At 49.7% G+C, this 22,494-nt stretch carries 25 protein-coding genes and 1 tRNA gene; 11 read left to right on the forward strand and 15 right to left on the reverse strand.

What is annotated here, in order from left to right; all coding sequences use genetic code 11:
- The first annotated feature begins 3 nt into the window (after positions 1 to 3).
- The 4 genes from lptM to ACJJIC_RS01990 all read left to right on the forward strand — a co-directional run bounded on the left by lptM (position 4) and on the right by ACJJIC_RS01990 (position 3,351).
- The gene (lptM, locus tag ACJJIC_RS01975) at positions 4 to 324 is read left to right on the forward strand and encodes an LPS translocon maturation chaperone LptM (protein ID WP_445357852.1); all 321 of its coding nucleotides are present in this window, start codon (positions 4 to 6) and stop codon (positions 322 to 324) included.
- Positions 321 to 1,574, forward strand: a complete 1,254-nt coding sequence (gene lysA, locus ACJJIC_RS01980; protein WP_445357853.1) for a diaminopimelate decarboxylase — start codon at positions 321 to 323, stop codon at positions 1,572 to 1,574. The genes lptM and lysA overlap by 4 nt, the downstream gene beginning before the upstream one ends.
- Positions 1,575 to 1,699: 125 nt before the next feature.
- The gene (gene dapF, locus ACJJIC_RS01985; protein ID WP_444903632.1) at positions 1,700 to 2,530 is read left to right on the forward strand and encodes a diaminopimelate epimerase; all 831 of its coding nucleotides are present in this window, start codon (positions 1,700 to 1,702) and stop codon (positions 2,528 to 2,530) included.
- An 83-nt stretch (positions 2,531 to 2,613) separates the two neighbouring features.
- Entirely contained in the window at positions 2,614 to 3,351 is a 738-nt protein-coding gene (locus ACJJIC_RS01990; protein ID WP_252084148.1) for a DUF484 family protein, read from the forward strand.
- Positions 3,352 to 3,429: 78 nt separating this feature from the next.
- Here ACJJIC_RS01990 and ACJJIC_RS01995 read toward each other — a convergent pair whose 3' ends face one another.
- The 5 genes from ACJJIC_RS01995 to ACJJIC_RS02015 all read right to left on the reverse strand — a co-directional run bounded on the left by ACJJIC_RS01995 (position 3,430) and on the right by ACJJIC_RS02015 (position 6,906).
- Positions 3,430 to 3,654 (reverse strand): hypothetical protein, encoded by a 225-nt coding sequence (locus ACJJIC_RS01995; protein ID WP_252084147.1) that lies wholly within the window; start codon positions 3,652 to 3,654, stop codon positions 3,430 to 3,432.
- Positions 3,655 to 4,026: 372 nt separating this feature from the next.
- A complete protein-coding gene (locus ACJJIC_RS02000; protein ID WP_152450594.1) occupies positions 4,027 to 4,365 on the reverse strand; it encodes a P-II family nitrogen regulator in 339 nt (112 codons plus the stop codon).
- Between the two features lie 86 nt (positions 4,366 to 4,451).
- Positions 4,452 to 5,711 (reverse strand): ammonium transporter AmtB, encoded by a 1,260-nt coding sequence (gene amtB / locus ACJJIC_RS02005; protein ID WP_445357854.1) that lies wholly within the window; start codon positions 5,709 to 5,711, stop codon positions 4,452 to 4,454.
- A 54-nt stretch (positions 5,712 to 5,765) separates the two neighbouring features.
- A complete protein-coding gene (locus tag ACJJIC_RS02010; RefSeq protein WP_252084145.1) occupies positions 5,766 to 6,104 on the reverse strand; it encodes a P-II family nitrogen regulator in 339 nt (112 codons plus the stop codon).
- 46 nt (positions 6,105 to 6,150) lie between these two features.
- A complete protein-coding gene (locus ACJJIC_RS02015) occupies positions 6,151 to 6,906 on the reverse strand; it encodes a TorF family putative porin (protein ID WP_444908484.1) in 756 nt (251 codons plus the stop codon).
- A 422-nt stretch (positions 6,907 to 7,328) separates the two neighbouring features.
- On the opposite strand from ACJJIC_RS02015, the gene ACJJIC_RS02020 reads away from it, so the two are divergent.
- From ACJJIC_RS02020 to ACJJIC_RS20965, 5 genes are all read left to right on the forward strand, one after another.
- Positions 7,329 to 7,571 (forward strand): accessory factor UbiK family protein, encoded by a 243-nt coding sequence (locus ACJJIC_RS02020; protein ID WP_252084143.1) that lies wholly within the window; start codon positions 7,329 to 7,331, stop codon positions 7,569 to 7,571.
- 34 nt (positions 7,572 to 7,605) lie between these two features.
- Entirely contained in the window at positions 7,606 to 9,102 is a 1,497-nt protein-coding gene (locus ACJJIC_RS02025) for a YifB family Mg chelatase-like AAA ATPase (protein ID WP_445357855.1), read from the forward strand.
- Positions 9,103 to 9,251: 149 nt separating this feature from the next.
- Complete coding sequence (locus tag ACJJIC_RS02030) at positions 9,252 to 9,539, forward strand: putative quinol monooxygenase (protein ID WP_444887763.1); 288 nt, start codon at positions 9,252 to 9,254, stop codon at positions 9,537 to 9,539.
- Positions 9,539 to 9,982 (forward strand): MarR family winged helix-turn-helix transcriptional regulator, encoded by a 444-nt coding sequence (locus tag ACJJIC_RS02035; protein ID WP_444887762.1) that lies wholly within the window; start codon positions 9,539 to 9,541, stop codon positions 9,980 to 9,982. Before ACJJIC_RS02030 ends, ACJJIC_RS02035 begins: the two co-directional genes overlap by 1 nt.
- On the forward strand, positions 9,979 to 10,176 hold the full coding sequence (locus tag ACJJIC_RS20965; RefSeq protein ID WP_507011916.1) for a putative antibiotic biosynthesis monooxygenase: 198 nt from the start codon (positions 9,979 to 9,981) through the stop codon (positions 10,174 to 10,176). The genes ACJJIC_RS02035 and ACJJIC_RS20965 overlap by 4 nt, the downstream gene beginning before the upstream one ends.
- A gap of 118 nt (positions 10,177 to 10,294) precedes the next feature.
- Here ACJJIC_RS20965 and ACJJIC_RS02040 read toward each other — a convergent pair whose 3' ends face one another.
- The 8 genes from ACJJIC_RS02040 to ACJJIC_RS02075 form a co-directional block, all read right to left on the reverse strand.
- Entirely contained in the window at positions 10,295 to 11,578 is a 1,284-nt protein-coding gene (locus tag ACJJIC_RS02040) for an amidohydrolase family protein (protein WP_445357856.1), read from the reverse strand.
- A 94-nt stretch (positions 11,579 to 11,672) separates the two neighbouring features.
- Entirely contained in the window at positions 11,673 to 12,521 is an 849-nt protein-coding gene (bla, locus tag ACJJIC_RS02045) for a subclass B3 metallo-beta-lactamase (protein WP_445357873.1), read from the reverse strand.
- A 5-nt stretch (positions 12,522 to 12,526) separates the two neighbouring features.
- On the reverse strand, positions 12,527 to 13,495 hold the full coding sequence (locus ACJJIC_RS02050) for an alpha/beta hydrolase family protein (RefSeq protein WP_445357857.1): 969 nt from the start codon (positions 13,493 to 13,495) through the stop codon (positions 12,527 to 12,529).
- Between the two features lie 120 nt (positions 13,496 to 13,615).
- Positions 13,616 to 14,191, reverse strand: a complete 576-nt coding sequence (locus ACJJIC_RS02055; RefSeq protein WP_445357858.1) for a GNAT family N-acetyltransferase — start codon at positions 14,189 to 14,191, stop codon at positions 13,616 to 13,618.
- A 387-nt stretch (positions 14,192 to 14,578) separates the two neighbouring features.
- Entirely contained in the window at positions 14,579 to 15,148 is a 570-nt protein-coding gene (locus tag ACJJIC_RS02060) for a GNAT family N-acetyltransferase (protein WP_444908478.1), read from the reverse strand.
- Positions 15,149 to 15,158: 10 nt separating this feature from the next.
- Positions 15,159 to 15,662 carry a GNAT family N-acetyltransferase gene (locus ACJJIC_RS02065; protein ID WP_444908477.1) on the reverse strand — a complete coding sequence of 168 codons (504 nt, stop codon included), beginning with the start codon at positions 15,660 to 15,662 and terminating at the stop codon, positions 15,159 to 15,161.
- Positions 15,663 to 15,679: 17 nt separating this feature from the next.
- The gene (locus tag ACJJIC_RS02070; RefSeq protein ID WP_445357859.1) at positions 15,680 to 16,132 is read right to left on the reverse strand and encodes a YaiI/YqxD family protein; all 453 of its coding nucleotides are present in this window, start codon (positions 16,130 to 16,132) and stop codon (positions 15,680 to 15,682) included.
- Positions 16,129 to 16,353, reverse strand: a complete 225-nt coding sequence (locus ACJJIC_RS02075; RefSeq protein WP_445357860.1) for a DUF3565 domain-containing protein — start codon at positions 16,351 to 16,353, stop codon at positions 16,129 to 16,131. The genes ACJJIC_RS02070 and ACJJIC_RS02075 overlap by 4 nt, the downstream gene beginning before the upstream one ends.
- 153 nt (positions 16,354 to 16,506) lie before the next feature.
- Here ACJJIC_RS02075 and rep point away from each other — a divergent pair, with 153 nt between their 5' ends.
- Positions 16,507 to 18,540 carry a DNA helicase Rep gene (gene rep / locus ACJJIC_RS02080; protein ID WP_445357861.1) on the forward strand — a complete coding sequence of 678 codons (2,034 nt, stop codon included), beginning with the start codon at positions 16,507 to 16,509 and terminating at the stop codon, positions 18,538 to 18,540.
- Positions 18,541 to 18,578: 38 nt separating this feature from the next.
- Here the strand turns inward: rep and ACJJIC_RS02085 are convergent, their stop codons facing one another.
- Positions 18,579 to 20,957 (reverse strand): NHL repeat-containing protein, encoded by a 2,379-nt coding sequence (locus tag ACJJIC_RS02085; protein ID WP_445357862.1) that lies wholly within the window; start codon positions 20,955 to 20,957, stop codon positions 18,579 to 18,581.
- Positions 20,958 to 21,284: 327 nt separating this feature from the next.
- Positions 21,285 to 21,701, reverse strand: a complete 417-nt coding sequence (locus tag ACJJIC_RS02090; protein ID WP_445356343.1) for a c-type cytochrome — start codon at positions 21,699 to 21,701, stop codon at positions 21,285 to 21,287.
- A 187-nt stretch (positions 21,702 to 21,888) separates the two neighbouring features.
- Between ACJJIC_RS02090 and ACJJIC_RS02095 the strand changes: the two genes are divergently transcribed.
- Positions 21,889 to 21,965 (forward strand) — tRNA-Arg (locus ACJJIC_RS02095).
- The last annotated feature ends 529 nt before the right edge of the window (positions 21,966 to 22,494 follow it).

Genomic DNA, 22,494 nt, shown 5'->3' on the forward strand with positions numbered 1-22,494 from the left:
CCCATGCCAAAGAAAATACTCTACCCCCTTTGCGCCCTGCTGAGTGCATCCGCACTCCTCAGTGGCTGCGGTCAGAAAGGACCGCTGTACCTGCCTCAGGCGCCGGCCGAACCCGCGCCAGCTATCACCACAGGCCCGCCCACTACGGTGCCCACTAGTAGCACTGCGGTGGAGCCGGATGAGCCGGTACTTGTTCCAGCCGGAGAAACTGTTGTACCGGAAGGGTACTCCGAACCAAACGACTATTCAGAACCCGGGGATTACTCTGCGCCAGAAGACTACCCGGAAGAGGGCTACCCAGAGGAGCAAGCACCGCAGAAATGAGTGAGTTCAGTTATCGCCAAGGCAGCCTGTGGGCAGAACAGGTATCACTGGAAGAGGTCGCCGAGCGTTTCGGAACCCCCACCTACGTCTATAGCCGCGCCCACTTCGAGCGCCAATATCAAGCCTATGCCGAAGCACTGGGCAGCCACCCCGGCCTGATCTGCTATGCGGTGAAGGCCAACAGCAATCTGGGTATCCTGTCGCTTTTGGCCCAGCTTGGCGCTGGGTTTGATATCGTCTCCGGGGGCGAACTCGAAAGGGTATTGCTGGCGGGAGGAGATCCCTCGCGAATAGTATTTTCCGGTGTGGGTAAAACCGCAGACGAGATACGCCGTGGCCTGGAAGTGGGTGTGCACTGCTTCAATATCGAATCGGAGGCCGAAATGCGCCGCCTCGAGCAAGTAGCGGCGGAGTGCGAAGCTGTTGCCCCAATCTCACTGCGGGTCAACCCAGATGTAGACGCACAAACCCACCCCTATATTTCCACCGGCCTCAAAGAAAATAAATTCGGCGTCGCCATCAGCAGTGCTCTGGATGTGTATTTATACGCAGCGCGCTCGCCTCACCTGAGAGTGACCGGGGTGGATTGCCATATCGGCTCCCAGCTCACCGAGGTGGCCCCCTTCCTAGATGCCCTCGACCGGCTGTTGATACTGGTGGACACCCTCTCCGCCGAAGGCATCCAGCTAGAACACCTGGATCTGGGCGGCGGTCTCGGGGTCCGCTACCGGGGTGAAGAGCCCCCAGTAGTTGCAGACTATCTGCAAGCGGTTCTGGAACGTATCGGCGAACGCCAGCTGGGCCTGATACTGGAACCCGGTCGTTCGATTGCCGCTAACGGCGGCGTTCTGTTAACTCGGGTTGAATACCTGAAGCACACCGAAGGACACAACTTCGCCATTGTCGATGCCGCCATGAACGACAACCTACGCCCTGCCCTTTATCAGGCCTGGCAGGATATAGTGCCGGTTACTCCGGGCGACGGTGAGGACACACTCTGGGATATCGTTGGCCCCGTTTGCGAAACTGGTGACTTCCTCGGCAAGAACCGCGCCCTGGCTCTGCGCGAGGGGCAATTACTGGCCATGCTGTCCGCCGGCGCCTACGGCTTTACCATGAGCTCCAACTACAATAGCCGCCCGCGTGCAGCGGAAGTGCTGGTGGATGGCGAGAATAGCTATTTAGTGCGCACACGGGAAACTTTCGACGACCTGGTTCGGGGTGAGACCCCGGTGCCTGAAAAGGTCTAACGGTTTGTGTCACCCTTGCCTCTTAATTACCAACCAAAAGAATTCCGGGGCGCCAGCAATGCCGACGTCACCGGTGGCGAGCACCCCTAGGATGGCCCGCTCAATCAGTTTTACAGAGAAATGGAATGCGCGTTAAATTCAGCAAGATGCATGGGCTCGGCAATGATTTTGTAATGCTCGATGGCATCAGCCAGAGACTCAAGCTGTCACCAGATAAAATTCGCCGAATCGCCGATCGGCGCCTAGGCATCGGCTGTGATCAAGTACTACTGGCAGAGCCGCCACGGGGGCCAGAGGCAGATTTTCGCTATCGCATCTTTAATGCCGATGGCGGTGAGGTGGAGAACTGCGGTAATGGTGCACGCTGTTTCGCCCGCTTTGTACGCGAACGCCGCCTGACGGGCAAAAAACGGCTCAAGGTCGAAACTGCTGCGGGTATGCTGCACCTGCGTGTACTCGATAACGACCAGGTCAGTGTCGATATGGGCGCCCCCGTTTTAGAGCCGGAGAAGATTCCGTTCAATGCCGATCGCCGTGCGGATAGCTACCTGCTGGAAGCCAGTGACGAGACCTTTACCATCGGCGCAGTCTCCATGGGTAACCCCCACGCCATACTGTTGGTCGACGACATTCACAGCGCCCCGGTAGTGACCCTCGGCCCTTTAATCGAGGCACATCCCCGCTTCCCCCAGAAGGTGAATGTGGGTTTTCTGCAAGTCGACTCCCGCAGCCAGGCACAGTTGCGTGTATTTGAGCGCGGCGTAGGTGAAACTCACGCCTGCGGCACCGGTGCCTGCGCAGCCATGGTGTATGCCCACCTGCGCGACCTGGTGGATGAGCAGGTGGAAATCCGCCTTCCCGGCGGGTCCCTGACAATCCACTGGAGTGGGCCGAATCAGCCGGTTACTATGACCGGGCCCGCGACTACAGTTTTCCACGGGCAAATCATTGTTTAAATAATTTAGCGGGCGAGCCTCAGCTCTAATTCCGATAGAGCACAGGATTCACCACGCGTCCGCGCCAATGTGAACAGAACACGATGGAACACACAGACGCCAATCAAACTTCTGATGAGATTGTCGCCGGCAACCACAGGGAAACCCAGCGCGATGACAAGTTGCTCGCGCGCCAGGTAGCTCGCTACCTAATGCAAAACCCTGAGTTTTTTGTCGAGCGCATGGACCTGCTCGAAACCATCAAACTGCCGCGGGAAAATGGCAAGACCGTGTCGCTGATGACACATCAGACCAATCTGCTACGCGAGCGCAATATTGAGATGCGGCAACGCCTCGACCAATTACTGCATAATGCACGCGATAATGATCAGTTGTTTTTTAATAGCCGCCGTCTGATCCTCGCCCTATTGGAAGCACAGACGATTGGTGAGGCCACCACGGCTCTGTACAACAGCTTTTCCCATGACTTCAATGTGGAATTTACCAGCCTAACTCTATTTGGGCCGCTGGGCGTGTCAGCCGACAAGCTCGGTGAAGTGCGCACCAGCACACTCTCCAGCGCAGAGACGGCCATTGGCGCCATATTGCGTAATGGCCGCCCAATATGTGGAATTTTGCGTCCCGGGGAAAGAGAGTATTTATTCGGAGACCAATGGCAGGAAATTGCCTCCGCCGCAGTGGTCCCGCTCGGCAATCAGCTCGGCATGCTGGCAGTTGGATCATCCGATCCTCAATACTACCGTTCCAGCCTCGGCACTCTGTTTCTCTCTTACATTGGCGAAGTTTTGGAGCGCTTGCTGCCCAGGCTACTGAATCCCTGAGGCCAACAGGCTTCGGGGTTTCCTGCAGAAAAGATTTTGCCGCCGACCTGATCTCAGGGGCGGCAACGTTGAAAAGCACTAAATAGGTCGACTACCGTATTTTGGCTGCGGTTTCCGTGGCGGGTCGGCGGTGACGTCTGGATCGACTTCATTAATCGCCCCGCCACCGGCTAGAAATTCCTCAACATCAGAACTCAGCTGGCTTCTGGCGCGTTCACGGGAGGTAATGGAGCGCTCTTCGGCAAATTCCTCTGTATCCTTGCTGCGAGCGTTCTTACCCTGATCTTCATAACTATCTTTCATAGCAAAACCCTGTAACCCTTACTCCTGTTACAGAGGGAGTACCTCTGTGCCGCCCCTTCCCGCGGCGCCAATGAAATTGAAAGCCACCGGAGTAGCAATCGCCCACCGCATCAAAAGCGGCGATTAATATATAGGCACTTACAATCTACGCTGCCAGCTGCAGGCACCGGAGCCCGTAGAGTTTTTTGTTGGGAAAAAATCGAGGAGATATTGCAGTTTGTTATGGAGATTTAAGTGACAGGTAGGGAGAAACCTTCTAGTAGGAGACGATCAGGGATCATTTTTAGGGGATAAAGAAAAGCAAAAGCCCCTTACGGGGCCTTAAACATACTGGGCATTATTAATAGAAGTACCCTGATTAATCGGCAAACATTACACCGCTTCGCTACCAGTTTCCCCAGTACGGATTCGGATCACTTCCTCCAGCGCGGTGATAAAGATTTTTCCATCACCGATTTTTCCGGTCTGCGCCGCTTTGGTGATAGCTTCTACAGCCGCATCCACCATGCTGTCATCGACGGCCAGCTCCAGTTTAACCTTGGGCAGAAAGTCCACCACATACTCCGCACCACGGTAGAGTTCGGTGTGGCCCTTCTGGCGGCCAAAGCCTTTCACCTCTGTTACCGTCATTCCCTGGACACCGACCTCAGAAAGGGCAGTGCGCACATCATCCAGCTTGAAGGGCTTCACTACGGCCGTTATTAATTTCATCTTGTGTTTTCCCCTGGTTTATCTTCTTTGCGGGAACCTCAATGCGACGGTCACCCCAATATTAAGGCGACGCCACTACCGAGCGACTATTTGCTCATAAATTCTGGGTAAGCTTCCATTCCACACTCGGCCAAGTCAACACCCTCCATCTCTTCATCCTCACTGACACGGATACCGGTTGCCAGCTTGAGCAGGTACCAAACCGCCAGGGAGCTTACAAAGACCCAGATAAAGATGGTTAGTGCTCCAACCAACTGGCCCACAAGTGTGGATTCCTCATTGGTAAGGGGGACCAGCAACAGGCCGAGCAGACCAACTACACCGTGCACGGAAATAGCACCTACCGGATCATCAATTCTGAGTTTATCCAGAGTAATGATGGAGAAGACCACCAGAACACCGGCAAACATACCGAACACAGTGGCCTGCAGAGCAGTAGGAGTAGAGGGCTCGGCAGTAATTGCCACCAAGCCCGCCAGCGCGCCATTGAGCAGCATCGTGAGATCGGCCTTGCCGAACAGCAAGCGGGCGGTAATCAGTGCGGCGATAGCACCACCGGCTGCAGCGGCATTGGTATTAACAAATACCATAGCTACAGAATGCGCACTGGCGGCATCGCCCAGTTTTAATACGGAACCACCATTGAAGCCGAACCAGCCCATCCAAAGGATAAAGGTACCGAGTGTGGCCAGCGGCAAATTGGCACCGGGAATCGCATAAACCTGGCCATTGGGTCCGTATTTACCTTTACGTGCGCCCAGCAACAGCACGCCAGCCAAAGCGGCGGCGGCGCCGGCCATATGTACGATACCGGAGCCGGCAAAATCGGAGAAACCGAGGTCACCCAGGCTAAATAGACCAAAGACATCCTGGCTACCCCAGGTCCAGGAACCTTCCAGTGGGTAAATAAATCCAGTCAATACCACCGCGAAAGCAAGGAAGCTCCACAGCTTCATACGCTCGGCCACGGCACCAGAAACGATGGACATAGCGGTGGCGACAAATACGACCTGGAAGAAAAAGTCAGAAGCACTCGAATAAACGGAATCGCCTTCAAATCCATTACTGGAGGAATCGGCCAGTACAGTGTCGAGGCTAAATGCCTCAATACCAGATAGCATCCAGTTGCCATCATACATAATGGTGTATCCAGTGAGCAGATACATAATGCAGGCTATTGCAAACAGCGCAACATTTTTGGTGAGGATTTCTGTAGTGTTCTTTGAGCGCACTAGGCCAGCTTCCAGCATGGCAAAACCCGCAGCCATCCACATCACCAGGGCACCGCACATCAGGAAATAAAAAGTATCAATTGCATACTGCAACTGAAATATCTGGTTTTCCATGTTTCTCTCCGTTCAAGTCTGTATATTTTTAAAATTATGTTTGTTGCTATCGAGTTAGATCGCGTCTCTGCCGGTTTCGCCGGTGCGTATGCGCACTACCTGCTCCAGGTTGGCAACAAATATTTTTCCATCACCGATTTTTCCGCTGTGAGCACTGGAGCCCAGTGCCTCCAAAACTTTGTCTAACTCAGAATCCTCTACGGCAATCTGCAGCATGGTTTTCGGCAAAAAATCCACGACATACTCAGCGCCCCGATACAATTCGGTATGGCCCTTTTGCCGACCAAACCCTTTTACCTCAGTAACAGTCACGCCATTAACACCCACTTCTCTGAGGGCATCGCGCACGGCATCCAACTTAAAAGGCTTGATAATTGCGGTGATTAATTTCATGAATTCCCCCCAAAAAAATGCCCGCGAAATATCGCGGGCGAATTGATTACCAAGTATAAGTAGCACCAACTACCAGGGTCGGCTCACACCAATCGGTATCCCAACATTCCTCTTTACTGACATCGGTACCAACGTAAGCCGCACTCAGGTTCAAACCACCGAAGTCTCTGCTGAGCGTTACGGAATAATCGATATAATCATCGTCCTCATAAAGGAACTCACTACGCTCCATAAAAATGTTGTAACCAACATGCAAATCCAGGCTCAGATCTGCTGGCAGTGAGAAACTGTACTCCGCAAAGGTGTAATAAAATTCGTCGCTCTGCGCCCAATATTCAGGTGAATAAGCAAGTCCGAGGGTCAAATCTTTAATGCTGAGGTTGCCGTAAATTTCCCAGTAATCTTCATCCTGATCACTACCGTGATAGGCGTAATAGATATAGCCGACGTCGTAACTAATGGAGTCATTGATATCCGAAGAGAAACCACCGTAAAAATCCTGCTCGTAATCGGTTTCATCAAACCCATAAGCAAAATCCACCTGCGAAGCCCAGGTACCCACGTAAAAGCCATTGCCAAAATCCAGATCCAGACCACCCTGAATTGCGGGATTTCTATCCTTTTGGGAAATGCCTCGGAAGCGATAATCTGAAACCATACCCAGGTTGGCGCTGAAACTGATGCCCTCTTCCTGAGAGCTGCTGGAAGAGGTATTTTCTTCAGCATTTGTTAGATTGGCAGTGCCCAACGCCAGTAAAGCGCCAGCGAAAATAGTGGCAATTTTATGCTTTTTAACTTCCACCTTATTTCTCCTAAATTTCTATAGGCTGTATTTCAAGAGCTGTAATGGCGCCGCCTGCAATCGGTCCTGCACTGTCGGGTATGACAGAGGGTCTCTTGCGTCTTGTAAACCGCTACTTTCCCAGACTCCCAGTGATCGTAAATGGCACACCTGCCTTTTCATTGCAGACTTGATGCCAGGACAGCAATATCCAATAAAATCAATAAGTTAACGGGAAAGCAGACAACCGGAATAAATACGAACAATGAGCCCGCAAAGTCTCACGCACCAAGATGGAACTGTTTGTCATCGCGTGCACAGAAGTGGGGAATCTTGCAGAGGCAGTGATCAGAATAGTGCACAAAGAGTCAGCTTTTGTGGCTATAGGCTGTGGGTTACAATCTGGTGCCATTAAATAAGATTTTGACAGCAAGGAGTTGCCCGTGGCTGCGGACAAACTGCAACAACTCTTAAAAGAACTGCAACAGCAAGGCACAGTAGTTACCAATGACCTGCGCAGTGCGCTGGAGGTTTCACTGGATAAATTGCCGCTGGTCTCCCAGCGCGAGTTCGATACTCAAGTGGAGATACTGAGGCGCACCAGAGAAAAATTGGCTCGCCTGGAAGACAAGGTGGAAATACTGGAGCAGGCTCTCGCACAGAGAGAACACAAACCCGAGGATTAGTTCTTCCACAAGCCGCCGCATCAAGGATGAAAATGTGAGCCTGTCAGTTAGCTACACCCGTGCTCAGTTGGGTGTTAACGCCCCATTGGTCACCGTTGAGACCCACCTGGCCAACGGGCTCCCCGCCTTTCATATCGTCGGCCTGCCTGAAGCTGCCGTGCGCGAGAGCCGCGACCGGGTACGCAGTGCCCTAATTAACAGCCACTTTGAATTCCCTCAGCGGCGTATCACCGTTAATTTGGCCCCCGCGGACCTACCCAAAGACGGCGGGCGATACGATCTCGCCATCGCTATAGGCATACTCGCCGCCTCCGGCCAAGTGCCTAGTGAGCCCCTGGAAAGCTATGAATTTATCGGAGAGCTCGCCCTTACCGGCGGAATACGCCAGGTCAGCGGCGCACTCCCCGCGGCCATCGCCAGTGCTGCCGCTCAACGCCTGTTAATAGTGCCGAAAGAAAACGGCAGCGAAGCCGCCCTGGCTGGCAGCGAAATCGCTAACGCCAACTCGCTTCTTGAAGTGTGTGCAGAACTGCATGGCCGGGAAAAATTACCTCGCGCCGAGCAGCAATTAGAGCGAGTAATTACTCACACTGCAGACCTCGCTGATGTTCGTGGCCAGCTCAAGGCGAGACGGGCGCTGGAAGTCGCTGCAGCAGGAGGCCACAACCTTTTGTTCTATGGTCCACCGGGTACAGGCAAGACCATGTTAGCCAGCCGTTTGCCCGGTATATTGCCGCCTTTAACCAGCGGTGAATCTATAGAGGTGGCGGCTGTGTACTCCAGCGCTGGATTACCCCACCAGAGTCACAGGCCCTTCCGCGCCCCCCACCACAGCGCCTCCTCAACCGCGCTGGTGGGCGGCGGTAGCACACCGCGCCCAGGGGAGATTTCCCTGGCCCACCGCGGGGTCTTATTTCTGGATGAAATGCCGGAGTTTCCCCGCCATGCCCTAGAGATATTGCGTGAACCGCTGGAGAATGGCGAGGTGCGTATTTCCCGCGCCAGAGCGCAAGTCACCTTCCCCGCCCACTTCCAATTAGTGGCCGCGATGAATCCCTGCCCCTGTGGTTATTTGGGAGAAACTCGTTGCCGCTGTACACCGGACCAGATAGACCGCTACCGCAACAAGCTTTCCGGACCGCTGTTGGACCGTATTGATATGCAGGTGGAAGTTGGCGCAATGAGCGCAATACAGTTACAGGATTCTCCTCCCGGTGAGTCATCTGAGAGTGTGCGTGAGCGAGTCTGTAATGCCCGCCAACAGCAGTTACAGCGACAGGGGACGATCAATAGCTTGTTAAAAGGGACGCCGCTGGAAAATCACTGCGCCCTAGGTGAAACCGAAAAACTGCTACTGCGACAGTCAGTAGAAAAACTTGGGCTTTCCGCACGCAGCTATCATCGAGTGCTTAAAGTCGCCCGCACGCTGGCGGACCTAGCCAAACAGGAAAGAATTGGTACAGCACAAATTGCCGAAGCGTTGGCTTACCGGAATCTAGACAGACGCCAGGCAAGCGTTCATACACATTAAAAGCTCTTTACGCCCTCTAAATCTCGAATATACCGCCAGAGTGAATTCTCATTGCTACAGCGCCATCAGCTGTATATTGCACTGATATTTGACAGGTCAAAAACTATAGTTATCATGGTAACTATATTATACGCTGCTGAGTTAACCTTATGAATAATCACCTATTCATTATTGCCAGAATTTTCCCCAAGACAGAATTCTTTGCGCAAGCCAAACAGGCCATCTTATCCATAGTGCCAAATACTCTCGAAGAGGAGGGCTGCCTGCAGTTCGCAGTGCACCAGGATGGGGAATGCCTATTTTTATACGAGGAGTGGCGCAGCCAGGAAGACTTAGAAAAGCATTACACCATGCCCTATATCGCTCCGATATTCGAAGCCTATCAAGAGTGGCTAAAAGAGCCGGTGGAGATCAATAAGCTCAAGAGACTGGCCTAATGTTTTTCCTCAAAGATCTTCCCTCGCAACAAATGATTGAGGGATATGCCAAACGTTTTTCAGTAAAAGATCCCACAGCCGTTCAGGGCGCACTTACCATGATGCGGGATGCAAGCCTACTTTTACGAGAGCTGGAGAGCTATTTTACTGAGCACGGAACCTCCCAGCTGCGTTTCCTAGTAATGATTGTTATCGACCGGGAGCCACAAAGAGACAGCTTACTAGCTTCAGAAATTGCAGAACGAATTGATGTTTCTCGGCCGGTAATGACACGAACCTTGAAAAGTATGGTGGAAGATGAGCTTATCGCTATGGAAGCAGATTCCAGTGATGGCCGAGCAAAATGTATAACACTCACTAAGAATGGAAAAAAATTTTTACAGAAAATTTTGCCTGGGTATTTTAAGACAATTTCCAAATTTATGGAGGAACTGAAAAAATGAAGGGACCGATAGTACACGCCCTGTGCATATGGGCATTGGTTTATCCCATTGTTACTCTATTACTTCTGGGGATACAGGCACTGGAATTGCAAATTGCAATTGGTTTAAAGGCTTTAATAATGACCGCCATTCTGGTCCCACTAATGTATTTCTATCTTGTACCAAAGGTACATCGCTTGTTAGAAGCAAATTAAAAAAAAGGGCATATTAAAATGGAGAAAACATACCCCAGCTTGGCAATCAAGCTGGGTATTTTTTAACAAATCTAGAACCCCAAAAATATTACACCCGAATAAAATTTATTACCTATCATTAATTGAAATCATTGACTAACATTTTCCCCTGCTTCACGCCAATGTAAATCTTATCGAGAAAACCTAAATCCTCTAGAGGATTGCCCTCCAACACTAAGAAGCTACCCTCAGCACCTTCAGCAAAGGTGCCTAAATTTCGCTCCGGAAACATCCACTTCGGAGTATCCATGGTCAAGGATTTAAGTAATACTTCTCTCGGTGTAATATCTAGAGAGTCCAAGTAGCGCATTTCACGAAGTACCGTACCGGAAAAATTATCACTCCCCATTAATAAAGATACGCCAGCATTACGTAAACGGGTAAGATTATCTCTCTGAATCTTCTGTATCTCACTCAATTCACCTTCTGAGTATTTGTGTCCAGTGGGCACACTAGCTGTTGCAATCAACTTTGTACCCTGCTCAGCAGCTAAAGCTATAGCAGTATCGCTCAAAACATAGTCCTGAATATCGAAGCCTTCGTTTCTGGCAATTCTATATCCGGGCAAATGACCCAAAACATCGACACCGGCTTTTATCGCTACCATAGCATCGTGGGCTGTATCTACATGGGCTACCACTGGAATTCCAGATTGGTGAGCACGCTCGACAATAATCGGCACCAATTTCGGATTTAGGCCATTAACGCCAAGATACTTCTTATCTCCGTGGCGCTCTTCGAAATTCTCACTGCCAACGAGAACAATTTTGAGAAATCTTGGCGATTTTTTTATAATTCCAGGCCAAACTCGGTCAAGATCTGACAAACTGTCAACGATTAGCAAGCTACTTCTACCATCCTGAATCTCTTTCTCAGTGGGGTTTGATCGATCCTTAAAATAAAAAGCAATCGGGTGACCATCCGAAGCAGTCATGCAATCTGACGCATACAAAACATCCATGGTATCTATACTACTGAACTGCGCCTTAATTTTCTCACCAAAGCTGCACATCTGCACGCTATAAAAAACTCCAGATTTGATCTGCAGAGGCCCAAAATTCTTGATACCCCAAGGGTTTTGTAGATTGTGATTATGTCCTTCAGCATAAGGCGGCACTACATACTTTCCACTGGCATCAAAGGTATAATCAACTTTTTGTGGTTTGGTCTTAGTCAAAGAGCCATTCTCGTCAACAAACCAAGTAGCTTCCTTAAAATCCGTCCCATCAAACCATTTACCTCCCACCACGGCATATGTAGTTTCACAAAAAGCTTTCTGAGAAAAAATAATTAAAAACACCCCATATAAAAAACGACCAATAAAATTTACTGAAACACCTTCAAATGATTTTGCTTTAAACATTATTAACTGCTAACTCTATTCATATGAGAACAATTCGAATTAATTTATTTTAAATAACTCATATTATTTACAACAAAAAAAGCATTACTTCTAACTATTTACGTAGTTGTTGTTCAAATTTTTCCGAAGCTGCATCGGAATATCCTTTACAGCCCACTCTTACTTTTCTGGTAATAGTATCCTGGAATACCCACCCACTTGCAGCCGGGTGAGGCGTAATGAGTAAATCACAAGGTAAATCGCGCACACGGGCGAAGCTTGTGCGGAAGTCCTCAACGATATTGGGGTAGCGGCTATTATCAATCAGTTGATAACCCGGCGCTGTAAGGCTATCCACATAAGCGATATCTGTAGCTTTACCATCAACTGCATCTTCCCAGGTCCAGGCCATACTGCCCGGTGTATGACCTGGGATAAAATGTACACGTAAACGCAAATTTCCCAGAACCACTTGCTCGCCATCATGCAGAATACGGTCTGTCTTTACTGGGGGATATAAAAGTTCGTCGGCAAAGTGAATATCATTGGCACCACCGCGAGCCATCAGCACTGCCGACTCGGCATTGGTTACTATCTGGGCACCAGTAACGCGTTTTAGCTCGGCTAAGGAACCTACGTGGTCTGCATGGGCCTGACTATGTAAGATTAATTTGAGATCCGTGGGGGCGACTCCCAATCTCCGCATATTCTCCAATAAATGTTCAGCCGTCTGCTCCATGCCACCATCAATTAGAATCGATCCCTCTTTGCCTTTTAATAACAGTGAGGTAATTCCCTCTGTACCTATTTGCCAGGTATTATCTGCTATTTTAAGAGGCGCTACTGGCTGGCGCCAGGATTCTGGCACTTTGTAGTTTTCCAGTTGCGGCAATACTGAGAAATTTTCTGCCATCGTGGTACTGGCGTAAACTGTCATTACTATCGCGGCTAGTTTGGTTCTTATATTCATCAATTGCTCTCTATTTTCTTTACACCGGATATACATCTGGGTGCTCCATTAAGTAAGGTATTTTCTATCCATCTAGCAACTCGTTCAAAAACCTCTCTTCGGTGATTCACACCATCGGTATCTGTCATATAGTGATCGTAACCGGGATACTCCCAATAAGATAATTCACATCGCCCCGCGCTTGTATAAGCATCACGCGCTGCACGGCCGGAGCTGACAGGAGAGGACTTATCTTCTGTACCCTGAATCAATAAGACAGGGACATGGCTATCTAATAAGTCATTGACTGGTACCCGATCGACAACATCCGCCCACCAGCGCATAGAATTCCCCCCCCAGACTTCTACACTTTCAGGATTCGTCCGTGCGTAAGCGAGTTTGGCATCGACTTCTGTCGCTACGTGAGGAGGAACCAAGGACTTAAGTACCTCTGCAAAAGATTGCCCAAGCCCACTAGAGAAAACTACAGCCGCATCTGGATTTAATTTGGGGGCCAAACGGGCAACAACATCACCGCCCTCTGAGCCACCAAAGAGTACCAGCTTGCCATTCCACCAGTCAGAACCTTTTAACTCATCAACAATTTGCACAACATCCCGGGTGCGCTGCTCAACGGTATGGTTCGTCACATAAGCCTGTGAGCAATCTTTAAATTGGTCATTGGGCCCATCCGCATGGGTAACCCCGTATTTCTCTACCAATAGCACGGCAAATTTTGGGGCAATCTTCTTAACTTGTTGTACTGTCTTATTCTTAATGGCAGGAAGACAACCTGAGCCCTGAGCGATCAGTAACAAGCCGTGAGACTCGCTGTGGGCAGGAAATTCTAGAGACCAATAAAGGGTTGAGGTATCCGGACGTTTACTCGTATTTTTTATGAACTCCGCATGAGCCATTGGCAAACTGATTAACAGCAGAATATTTATAAGGACAACTTTTATTGCCTTTAATCGAAACAGATTCATCATAAAACACCTCCATTTGCTTTTGTTTCTTATGTTTATTGAGATTGCTGTTTATGACGCAAGTCCATTAAATAGGTTCCATTGAATAGCTTAAAGACTATCTATAATTTTAATTTAAACCACTTAATAGGATTTTCCGCCTATCTGCTCCCACCAGGTATCAAACGAGAGCCGATACAAACAGTGAGGCCGCAGGGGGCTGTTTTTCGGTACCAGTGGATGGTCAAAGATTGAGGCGTCACGACTCATACCCAGGCCATGCATCATTCTTTGTGAAGGAAGATTTTGTAATGCGGTACACCCCACTACCTCAGTAAGATTTAATTGTTCGAATGCTACTGCAAAGACAGCCTTGGCCGCTTCACTGGCATACCCCCGCCCCCAAAAATCCCTAATGAAGCGGCAACCAAGTACCACACTTGGAGAGAAAGGCAACTCAGCCGAAGCATGTTTAATACCAGCGAAACCAATAAATTGTCCATTCTCTTTCAATTCCACCGCCCAGTACCCCCACCCGTATTCATCGATATGTTCCTTAAGGGTATTTAGTAGTTTATTACTTTTAGTTCGGTTCAGAGTGCAGGGAAAGAACCGCATAACCCGAGTATCTGCATTTAAATGAGCAAAATCACCACGATCCTCTTCTCGCCATTGGCGAAGGACTAATCGCTTTGAATCAGGCTGAATCAATCTGGCCATTGTCTGAGTAGCTACGCGCTGAGAAAATTCCTGGTAACACCTATACCCTTAAGACCATTTTGAAGTAATGAAAGTCCAGTCAACTAAAAAATGATTAACTTAAATTTGGCGAACTTTTTCTGCCTTCATACAGCATCAAATGGACTAAAAGAAATGCAAACCGTTCTATAGGTGTATGTATTTCTTTCCAGCAGAACATACACACCCTAAGAAACATCTGATTGTGGGAAAATTTACCAGGGAATCACTCAATATTCATGATGCCCCTGGCTTTCAGAATGGTTCTCGATAAGGCGCGGCTTCGCAGGGAGGACCTTGAGGCCGCAAATGAATACGAAACTAATCAGGGGCCCCTTTTTCAGCAAAAGAGCCCCCAGAGTTGACAAATTATTTGATTGAATGCCCTCTAGACCATTCATCAGCATTGATACGATATAAACAATGTTTTAACAAAGGGCTTTCGGTTGGAACCTGCGGATGTTCAAAGACAAGAGAATCCCGCCGCATGCCCAGCCGCTCCATCACCCGCTGGGAGCGAAGATTCTGAAGCGGCGTAAAAGAAACAACTTCACTCAGGCTAAGAGTATTAAAAGCTACATCCAAAGATGCTTTTGCGGCTTCACTGGCATAACCTTTTCCCCAATAAGGGAAGGCCAAGCGCCAGCCAATCTCTACCGCCGGTGCGAAAGGCAAATCTTCAGTCACATTTTTCATGCCGACAAATCCGAGAAACTCTTCGGTCTCTCTCAGCTCCAAGGCCCAAAAGCCCCAGCCGTACTTCTCAATATGCGTAATACTGCGATCCACACCGGCGTCACTCTGCTGTCGCGTCAGCAATGAGGGGAAGAACTCCATCACCCTTGGGTCGGCATTCATTTCGGCAAATATAGGCTTATCTTCATCTCGCCACTGGCGCAGCTGCAAGCGTTCGGTCATGGGTTGTATTAATTCAGGCATGGAATATTCGCTATTCAATATTTTGCTTCTGCTGAAAACCTTTAGAAGGTGCAACCATAAAATCGCACTGTTCCAGCCATTTTCGCTGCCCTGGATAAGCCGCTTCCTCAAAACCCAATTTCTGGTAGAGAGTCCGTGCCGCTAGATTAGTACGCAGGACAAATAAAGAGCACTCGATTGCATCCAGGGCTCTGGCTCCTGTTTGTGCAAGCTGTACTACCAGCGCACGCCCTAATCCGGCTCCGCGATGTTTAGGAGTGACAATTAAGCGACTTAGGTGGCAGCGGCCCAGGTGTTGGTAATACTGCCCAAAAGCCAGCACATCACCGCTGCTGTCCTGAAGTGCGTAGCTGGGTAACTCCGGCCAACGGCAATCCTCCAAGAAGGACCTCCCCTCGAACGGAAACCTGAAATCAGGACCACCCCACTGTTGGCACTGCTCCCTATCAGGTAGCCAAGACATCAATGTTGGGAGTTGCCACTCTTCCATTGGCTTCAGCCTCAAATTTTCCATGGCAATTCCCCTTAAAATTACTTGCAACTCTTTGCCAGCCATCGATCTAACTGATCGGCAAAAGCTTTGCGGTCTGCCTGACTAAGGGCCGGTGGTCCGCCGGTATGTACGCCGCTGGAGCGCAGGGTATCCATAAAGTCCCGCATATTCAGACGCGCGCGGATATTGGCTTTGGTATAGCGCTCCCCACGGGGATTAAGGGCTTCAGCACCCTTGTCGATCACCTCTGCTGCCAGTGGGATATCGCTAGTAATAATCAGGTCCCCTGCCTCGCAGCGCTGCACTATCTCGTTATCCGCCACATCAAAACCGGCTGTCACTTGCACGGAGCGGATATAGCGCGACGGCGGCACCCGTACCGCTTGGTTGGCCACCAACGTCAGTTCTGTGGCTGTGCGCTCAGCGGCGCGAAACAGGATTTCCTTGATGGCTACCGGGCAGGCGTCAGCATCGACCCAGAGTTTTGTCATGGCTCTACAACCTCTTCGAGCGTATCGGGCGGTGCACCCTCATCGCATTTCTTGCAATTGAGCTGGAATCCCAGCATGGACTCGCGCCCTTGTTCAGTGATCACCCAGGGCCGGTTGGTCCAGGGAGGATTGTGGCGTACATGTTGAAAGTGGCCACAGGCGAGCTCCGCCACCCAGTGATCCTCTTCATCCAGGTGGTAGCCGGCGATGGGTTGTTGCATGGGGTTACACAAGCAGGGAGTAAGGCGCAGTTATAGCCAATCCCAAGGGCAAAGTATACGTGTGGCCGGTGGTTCGCACTGGTACTGGGATGATTCGAGCCAAGACTGCTAGAATCTCCCGCTTTTCCGCGACGCGAAGATGCAGCCCCATCTATGACCCAGCTCAATCCCCGCCAATCCGAAGCCGTGAAGTATGTCGATGGCCCCTGCCTGGTGCTGGCCGGTGCCGGCTCCGGCAAAACCAGCGTAATCACCCGCAAGATCGCCTACCTGATCGAGCAGTGTGGCTACGCCGCGCGCAATATCGCCGCCCTCACCTTCACCAACAAGGCGGCACGGGAGATGAAAGAGCGGGTCAGCAAACTGCTGGCGGGCCCGGATGGCAAGCGCTCCAAGGCGAGTCACGGTCTCACCGTATCCACCTTTCACAACCTTGGGCTGAATATCCTGCGTAAGGAATACCGCGCCGCCGGCTTCAAGCCCGGCTTCTCCATCTTCGATGCGGAAGACGCCCGCGCCCTGATCAAGGAGCTGATGCTCAGGGATGGCGACCTGGATACAGACCTCTTGGATCGGGTACAGAACCAGATCTCCAATTGGAAGAACGATATGCTCACCCCGCGCAGTGCCCTAGAGCAGGCACAGAGCCCCGGTGAGCAGGCCATCGCGGTTGCCTACGATCGCTACTGTGAAGCCCTCAAGGCCTACAATGCCGTCGACTTCGACGACCTGATCCTGCTGCCGGTACAGTTGTTCGACAAAGATCCAGAGTTGCTGCAACGCTGGCGCAAGAAGATTCGCTACCTGCTGGTGGACGAATATCAGGACACCAACAACTCCCAGTACCTGCTGGTGAAGCTGCTGGTGGGCGGGCGCGGCGGCCTCACAGTGGTGGGAGACGATGACCAGTCTATCTACGCCTGGCGCGGCGCGCGCCCGGAAAATATGAGTGCGCTGAAGACCGACTTCCCCAACCTTCGCCTGATCAAACTGGAGCAGAACTACCGCTCCACCAGCCGCATACTGAAAGTGGCCAACCACCTGATCGCCCACAACCCCCACGAATTCGACAAAGCATTGTGGTCCGATCGCGGCCTGGGTGAGGAGATCCGCGTGCTCAAAGTGGCCAATGAAAATGAGGAAGCGGAGCGGGTCGCCAACGAGATATTTCTGCAGAAGAGCCGTCGCGGCTGCAAGTTTATGGATTTTGCCGTGCTCTATCGCGGCAACCACCAAGCGCGCCTGATTGAAATGAAACTGCAGGAACATCAGGTTCCCTACCAGATGTCCGGCGGTACTTCCTTCTTCGCCCGCGCTGAAATCAAGGATGTGATGGCCTACCTGCGCCTGTTGGTGAATCCGGATGATGACAACGCATTCCTGCGCATTATCAATACCCCGCGTCGCCAAATAGGCACCAGCAGCCTGGAAGCCCTGGGCAACTACGCCAAGGGCCGCGAGATCTCTATGTTCAAAGCCTGCTCGGAATTCGGCTTTAAGGAGCATATTAACGAGCAGGGCTACGAGCGCCTGAATCGCTTTGCCGTGTGGCTCGAAGGGGTGCAGCGCAACTGTCGCGATACCACCACCAATGGTGCCCTGCGCGAGATGCTGGAGGATATCGACTACGCCGGCTGGCTCTCGCAAAACGCCAGTAGCGAGAAAGTGGCCGAAAAGCGCATGGAGAATGTGTTCTGGCTTCTGGAGAGCCTCAACAAGATTATGGAGGGCACGGACGATGAGCTGGAGCAGGATATCCGTCTGGAACAGGCCATCTCCAAACTGATCCTGCGGGATATGCTGGAGCGCCAGGAAGAAGAGGAAGCCACCGATAAGGTCAGCCTTATGACCCTGCACGCCGCCAAGGGCCTGGAATTCCCCCACGTGTTTATGATCGGTATGGAAGAGAACTTACTTCCCCACCGCAACAGTATTGAAGACGACAATATCGAAGAGGAGCGCCGCCTCACCTACGTAGGCATTACCCGCGCCCAACGCACCCTCACCATGACCCTAGCGGGCAAGCGCAAACAGTTCGGCGAAACCCAGGACACCACACCCAGCCGCTTTATTGACGAATTGCCGGAAGAAGATGTGTTGCTGGAAGGATTTGGTAAGGCGACGCCGGAGCAGAATCAGGCGAAGGGAGAGGAAACTTTGGGGTCTTTGTTGAGTATGTTTGATTGAGGCTGCAAATGCAGCCTCAACTTCAATGACTAAAAGCACTATTGGGAAATAATCACCATGGAGCCCGTTTTCTGATCAATTTCCACCACACTATTTGGAACATTCGTTATCCCAAACAAGCGATCTCCATATTCAGCAAAACCTGATATCAAAATTGATACATTTGTTCCTGCATATGGCTTCTTTACTAACTGACTAGTTTTCAGGTTATATTCAAAATACCCTGTGTACTTATCTCTCGGAATAAATAACAGCCGCTCTTTGTCTTCGCTGAGGAAAATATGCTGGATATGCGGAACATTTGACCACTGATCCTCACTGGCTAAAATTTTTCTATCCCCAGTATTTAAATCAACCTCATATAAAGTGGTAATTGCTCCAGTTTGATGTCCTAATGCATAAACAACCCCTGCATCAAAATTTGTTTCAATGTCACGCAGCCCATTCCAATCAGGACCAGAGCCAGCGCCCAAAAAACTACTAGATAAAATAGATTTTGTGCCCGTATTAACATCAACTTTAAGCAAATAATCCATATCATTAATAACAACAGCCGTTACGCCTTCAGGATCAACATCAATCGCATTTGATAATTTAATTACATTGCAACACCCAACGTCAGAACTAATAAAAACTTTTCTATCCCCAGTTGTAGCATCAACTTCTTTGAACGAATCATCGCCATAGTCAGCCACAAAAATTCGGCCACCACTTGTAATAGTTACATCTCTTAAATCAGAAAACTCCGGGCCAGATCCAGTATTTGGTCCGGATAAAATTTCTCGGTCTCCACTATCAATATTAATTGATAACAATTTTCCACCAAAATCAGACCATATCGAAGAGTCGTGAACAATTAGGCGATTTAAAAAAGTATCGTATCTGATAGTTTTCTCAGCATTACCTGCTAATGCTGGACCTTGACCACGATAGCCAGAGGATACTTGTTTAAGTGATTTTTCTTTTAGATTAATACTATATAAGTGGCCAGAACTGTAAGACAGTATATATGCCAAATCATTTTTATGATCAATTTGCAAACCAGAAGTTAGGAAATCTGCAAAAACATCTTCCTCTATCATCTGGTCAAAAATTTTTTCGATCTTTTGTTTAGCCAAATCAAAGCTATATAAATTCTCAGCCCCCTTAGGGGTCAATTCAGACTTGGCTAATAGATATAATTTTGATTCTCTGGAATGAGAGTCAACAGATATGACCTCTGTAATCTTTTCATCAGACTCATACAAGTTAGAAAGCAGCGTACGATCACCTGTATCCTTATTTACTTGAATTAGGTCAGAACCAGAAATTGCGTAAATTAACTGATTATTTACTACAATCAATGCATCAGGATTTAACTCAGGGCCAGCACCCTTATCAAAATTAGATACAGTTTCAAAAACTCCTGTACTCGGATCAAAGGATTGGATACGACCATCTGCCCAATAAAGCTTCCCTGATATAGGATCAATATCAAGAGCAGAAGTATAGGAGCTTCCTGCATAAAATTGCTGTAATACCTCTCCAGTCTGGTGAGATAACTCAACTAAATTATCGCCAGCCATTCCATATAATTTATTTCTCTCCGGATCAAATACCAGATGACTAACGGTCAATTCCAAGTTGGGGTACAATTCAAATTCAAATTTAGTGTCATCTATTTTGGTAAGCCTTGGCCCTGCAAATAAAATGCCACCGTTTACATCAATAGATAAGGCACGGAATGCTCGCTGAGAATTCCCCTGATGTGCATTAACAACTAAAGAGTCCAACTCTGTTTCATTTCCATCAACATCAACTACTATCACTGAAAATTCTGTATTTTTTCCTGTAATAGATACTGGTAGCTGCCAATTTTGAAAGTCATCAGATGTTTCCGCAAGTACTCCATTTACATATACAGCCTCAACACCCCGATTATCTGTAGCAGTTCCACGAATTATTAATAATGGCTCATATACCCATGTATCTTGTAATTTTGGAAATTCAATTTCTGCACTTGGAGCAACCTCATCCGCTCGGGTAGTGACCTCAAAACTATCACTGACACCACCTATTGTTAGCTCTGCGGACGCCTCTGCGCTCAAATCAGACGATGATAAAATACGAACCCGAAATTCATCTTCATTGGAGATTTTTCCTGCCGCGGCCGTAAACCCTCCATTATTAATTGAATACTCCCCGCCCTCTATTTCAATTGAAGTTTCGCTATTAATACCCTCAACAACGATCGCTTCTGAAACAACAAGCGTATTTCTTTTAGCATTAACAACATCTACAAAGGAGAATGCATCAGGTGTCGTGTCGGAGACTTCAGTCTTAGTGTCTGAATTACCTCCTCCCCCACCTCCTCCACCACTACAAGCGGCCAATACAAACGATAGAGCAGCAAAAGAGAAGAGTTTCCCCAGCTTCATGCGTAATTTCCTTGAGTTGTTGTATACATCTAACTTACAGGCAGGCGCGGATAATACAGAGTTATTACGTGAGTAGGGATTAAATGCCTAATTACGGCTTATTACAGTTACTATTGCAGCTTATCTGACACTGAATTTTCTTATAGTCATTTAAGACAAGTTATATCATTTGGCTTTATACGACATTCGATAAGCTTATTTGAAGGTCCAGGTGTTAGCTGGAAATGACCGAAAGAAAAAAGCCGATTAGAGGAAGGTAGGTTTTGCTTAGGAGAGAAATAAAAAAGGCCGCTTAAAATGCGGCCTTATCTATAGCGACTAAACAGCTTACTTACTGTTATCCACCATATAATCAACCGCAGCCTTCACTTCGTCATCGCTACAATCCATACACAGGCCCTTAGGCGGCATGGCATTAATACCATTGATGGCATTGGTGTAAAGAGTGTCCATGCCCTTGGCAATACGCGGTGCCCAGGCAGCGGTATCACCAAACTTAGGCGCGCCCGCTATACCGGCCGCGTGACAGGTAGTACAGCTCTTATTGTAGATATCTTCACCACTGCGGGCACCACCACTGGCAGCTTCCGGAGCAGCCGCTACTGCCGCCGCACACTCCTCGCCCTTCATACAGGTCTCACCCGCCGGAGCGATACGCTGCTCAATGTCCTGATCAACAGACTGGGCCACTGCCGCAGCCGCACTGACGGCCAGTGCCGCCACAATACCCAAAATGCTCTTCATGCTATTCCCCCAAAGGGCCGAAGTGAGTTGGCCCGTAGACTATCGATTTACTGCCGCAAACTTCCACGCCGCGCATTATAAGCACTGTGCCGCCCCCTGCCAAAGCCTGTGTAGAAGCGCCATAAGTCCTTTCACCCGCCCCCACCCTTCTGTATAATCCGCCTCCCATTGGCACAGATAGCCAAAACCGCCCGTAGCTCAGCTGGATAGAGCGTCGCCCTCCGGAGGCGAAGGTCAGAGGTTCGAATCCTCTCGGGCGGGCCATATACAAAGAAGCCCGCTTATGCGGGCTTCTTTGTATATGGCTCACTCCCAGGTTTTGTTCGAACTCAGGTTCGACTCGGAGGCAGCGAAGCTGCCGCAGAGCAGCGAGCCCAAAGGGCGAAGCTCATCCTCTCGCACACTCCCCGCTTATGCGGGCTTCTTTGTATATGGCTCACTCCCAGGCTTTGTTCGAACTCAGGTTCGACTCGGAGGCAGCAAAGCTGCCGTAGAGCAGCGAGCCCAAAGGGCGCAGCTAATCCTCACGCACACCACCCGCTTATGCGGGCTTTCTTGTATATGGCTCACTCCCAGGCTTCGTTCGAACTCAGGTTCGACTCGGAGGCAGCAAAGCTGCCGCAGAGCAGCGAGCCCAAAGGGCACAGCTAATCCTCACGCACACCGCTCTCTTATGCGGGCTTTCTTATATATGGCTCACTCCCAGGCTTTGTTCAAACTCAGGTTCGACTCGGAGGCAGCAAAGCTGCCGTAGAGCAGCGAGCCCAAAGGGCAAAGCTAATCCCCTCTGATT

Source organism: Microbulbifer mixtoriginis (SeqCode) (assembly GCF_052468275.1).

What these genes read in the sequence shown, in the direction of transcription:
- ACJJIC_RS02050 (WP_445357857.1), bottom strand. Translation starts at nt 13,495, where the DNA reads ATGATGAATCTGTTTCGATTAAAGGCAATAAAAGTTGTCCTTATAAAT.
- ACJJIC_RS02090 (WP_445356343.1), bottom strand. Translation starts at nt 21,701, where the DNA reads ATGAAGAGCATTTTGGGTATTGTGGCGGCACTGGCCGTCAGTGCGGCT.
- dapF (WP_444903632.1), top strand. Translation starts at nt 1,700, where the DNA reads ATGCGCGTTAAATTCAGCAAGATGCATGGGCTCGGCAATGATTTTGTA.
- rep (WP_445357861.1), top strand. Translation starts at nt 16,507, where the DNA reads ATGACCCAGCTCAATCCCCGCCAATCCGAAGCCGTGAAGTATGTCGAT.
- ACJJIC_RS02055 (WP_445357858.1), bottom strand. Translation starts at nt 14,191, where the DNA reads ATGGCCAGATTGATTCAGCCTGATTCAAAGCGATTAGTCCTTCGCCAA.
- ACJJIC_RS02060 (WP_444908478.1), bottom strand. Translation starts at nt 15,148, where the DNA reads ATGCCTGAATTAATACAACCCATGACCGAACGCTTGCAGCTGCGCCAG.
- ACJJIC_RS01990 (WP_252084148.1), top strand. Translation starts at nt 2,614, where the DNA reads ATGGAACACACAGACGCCAATCAAACTTCTGATGAGATTGTCGCCGGC.
- amtB (WP_445357854.1), bottom strand. Translation starts at nt 5,711, where the DNA reads ATGGAAAACCAGATATTTCAGTTGCAGTATGCAATTGATACTTTTTAT.
- ACJJIC_RS01995 (WP_252084147.1), bottom strand. Translation starts at nt 3,654, where the DNA reads ATGAAAGATAGTTATGAAGATCAGGGTAAGAACGCTCGCAGCAAGGAT.
- ACJJIC_RS02085 (WP_445357862.1), bottom strand. Translation starts at nt 20,957, where the DNA reads ATGAAGCTGGGGAAACTCTTCTCTTTTGCTGCTCTATCGTTTGTATTG.
- ACJJIC_RS02030 (WP_444887763.1), top strand. Translation starts at nt 9,252, where the DNA reads ATGAATAATCACCTATTCATTATTGCCAGAATTTTCCCCAAGACAGAA.
- ACJJIC_RS02035 (WP_444887762.1), top strand. Translation starts at nt 9,539, where the DNA reads ATGTTTTTCCTCAAAGATCTTCCCTCGCAACAAATGATTGAGGGATAT.
- ACJJIC_RS20965 (WP_507011916.1), top strand. Translation starts at nt 9,979, where the DNA reads ATGAAGGGACCGATAGTACACGCCCTGTGCATATGGGCATTGGTTTAT.
- ACJJIC_RS02040 (WP_445357856.1), bottom strand. Translation starts at nt 11,578, where the DNA reads ATGTTTAAAGCAAAATCATTTGAAGGTGTTTCAGTAAATTTTATTGGT.
- ACJJIC_RS02000 (WP_152450594.1), bottom strand. Translation starts at nt 4,365, where the DNA reads ATGAAATTAATAACGGCCGTAGTGAAGCCCTTCAAGCTGGATGATGTG.
- ACJJIC_RS02075 (WP_445357860.1), bottom strand. Translation starts at nt 16,353, where the DNA reads ATGCAACAACCCATCGCCGGCTACCACCTGGATGAAGAGGATCACTGG.
- lptM (WP_445357852.1), top strand. Translation starts at nt 4, where the DNA reads ATGCCAAAGAAAATACTCTACCCCCTTTGCGCCCTGCTGAGTGCATCC.
- lysA (WP_445357853.1), top strand. Translation starts at nt 321, where the DNA reads ATGAGTGAGTTCAGTTATCGCCAAGGCAGCCTGTGGGCAGAACAGGTA.
- ACJJIC_RS02010 (WP_252084145.1), bottom strand. Translation starts at nt 6,104, where the DNA reads ATGAAATTAATCACCGCAATTATCAAGCCTTTTAAGTTGGATGCCGTG.
- ACJJIC_RS02065 (WP_444908477.1), bottom strand. Translation starts at nt 15,662, where the DNA reads ATGGAAAATTTGAGGCTGAAGCCAATGGAAGAGTGGCAACTCCCAACA.
- ACJJIC_RS02070 (WP_445357859.1), bottom strand. Translation starts at nt 16,132, where the DNA reads ATGACAAAACTCTGGGTCGATGCTGACGCCTGCCCGGTAGCCATCAAG.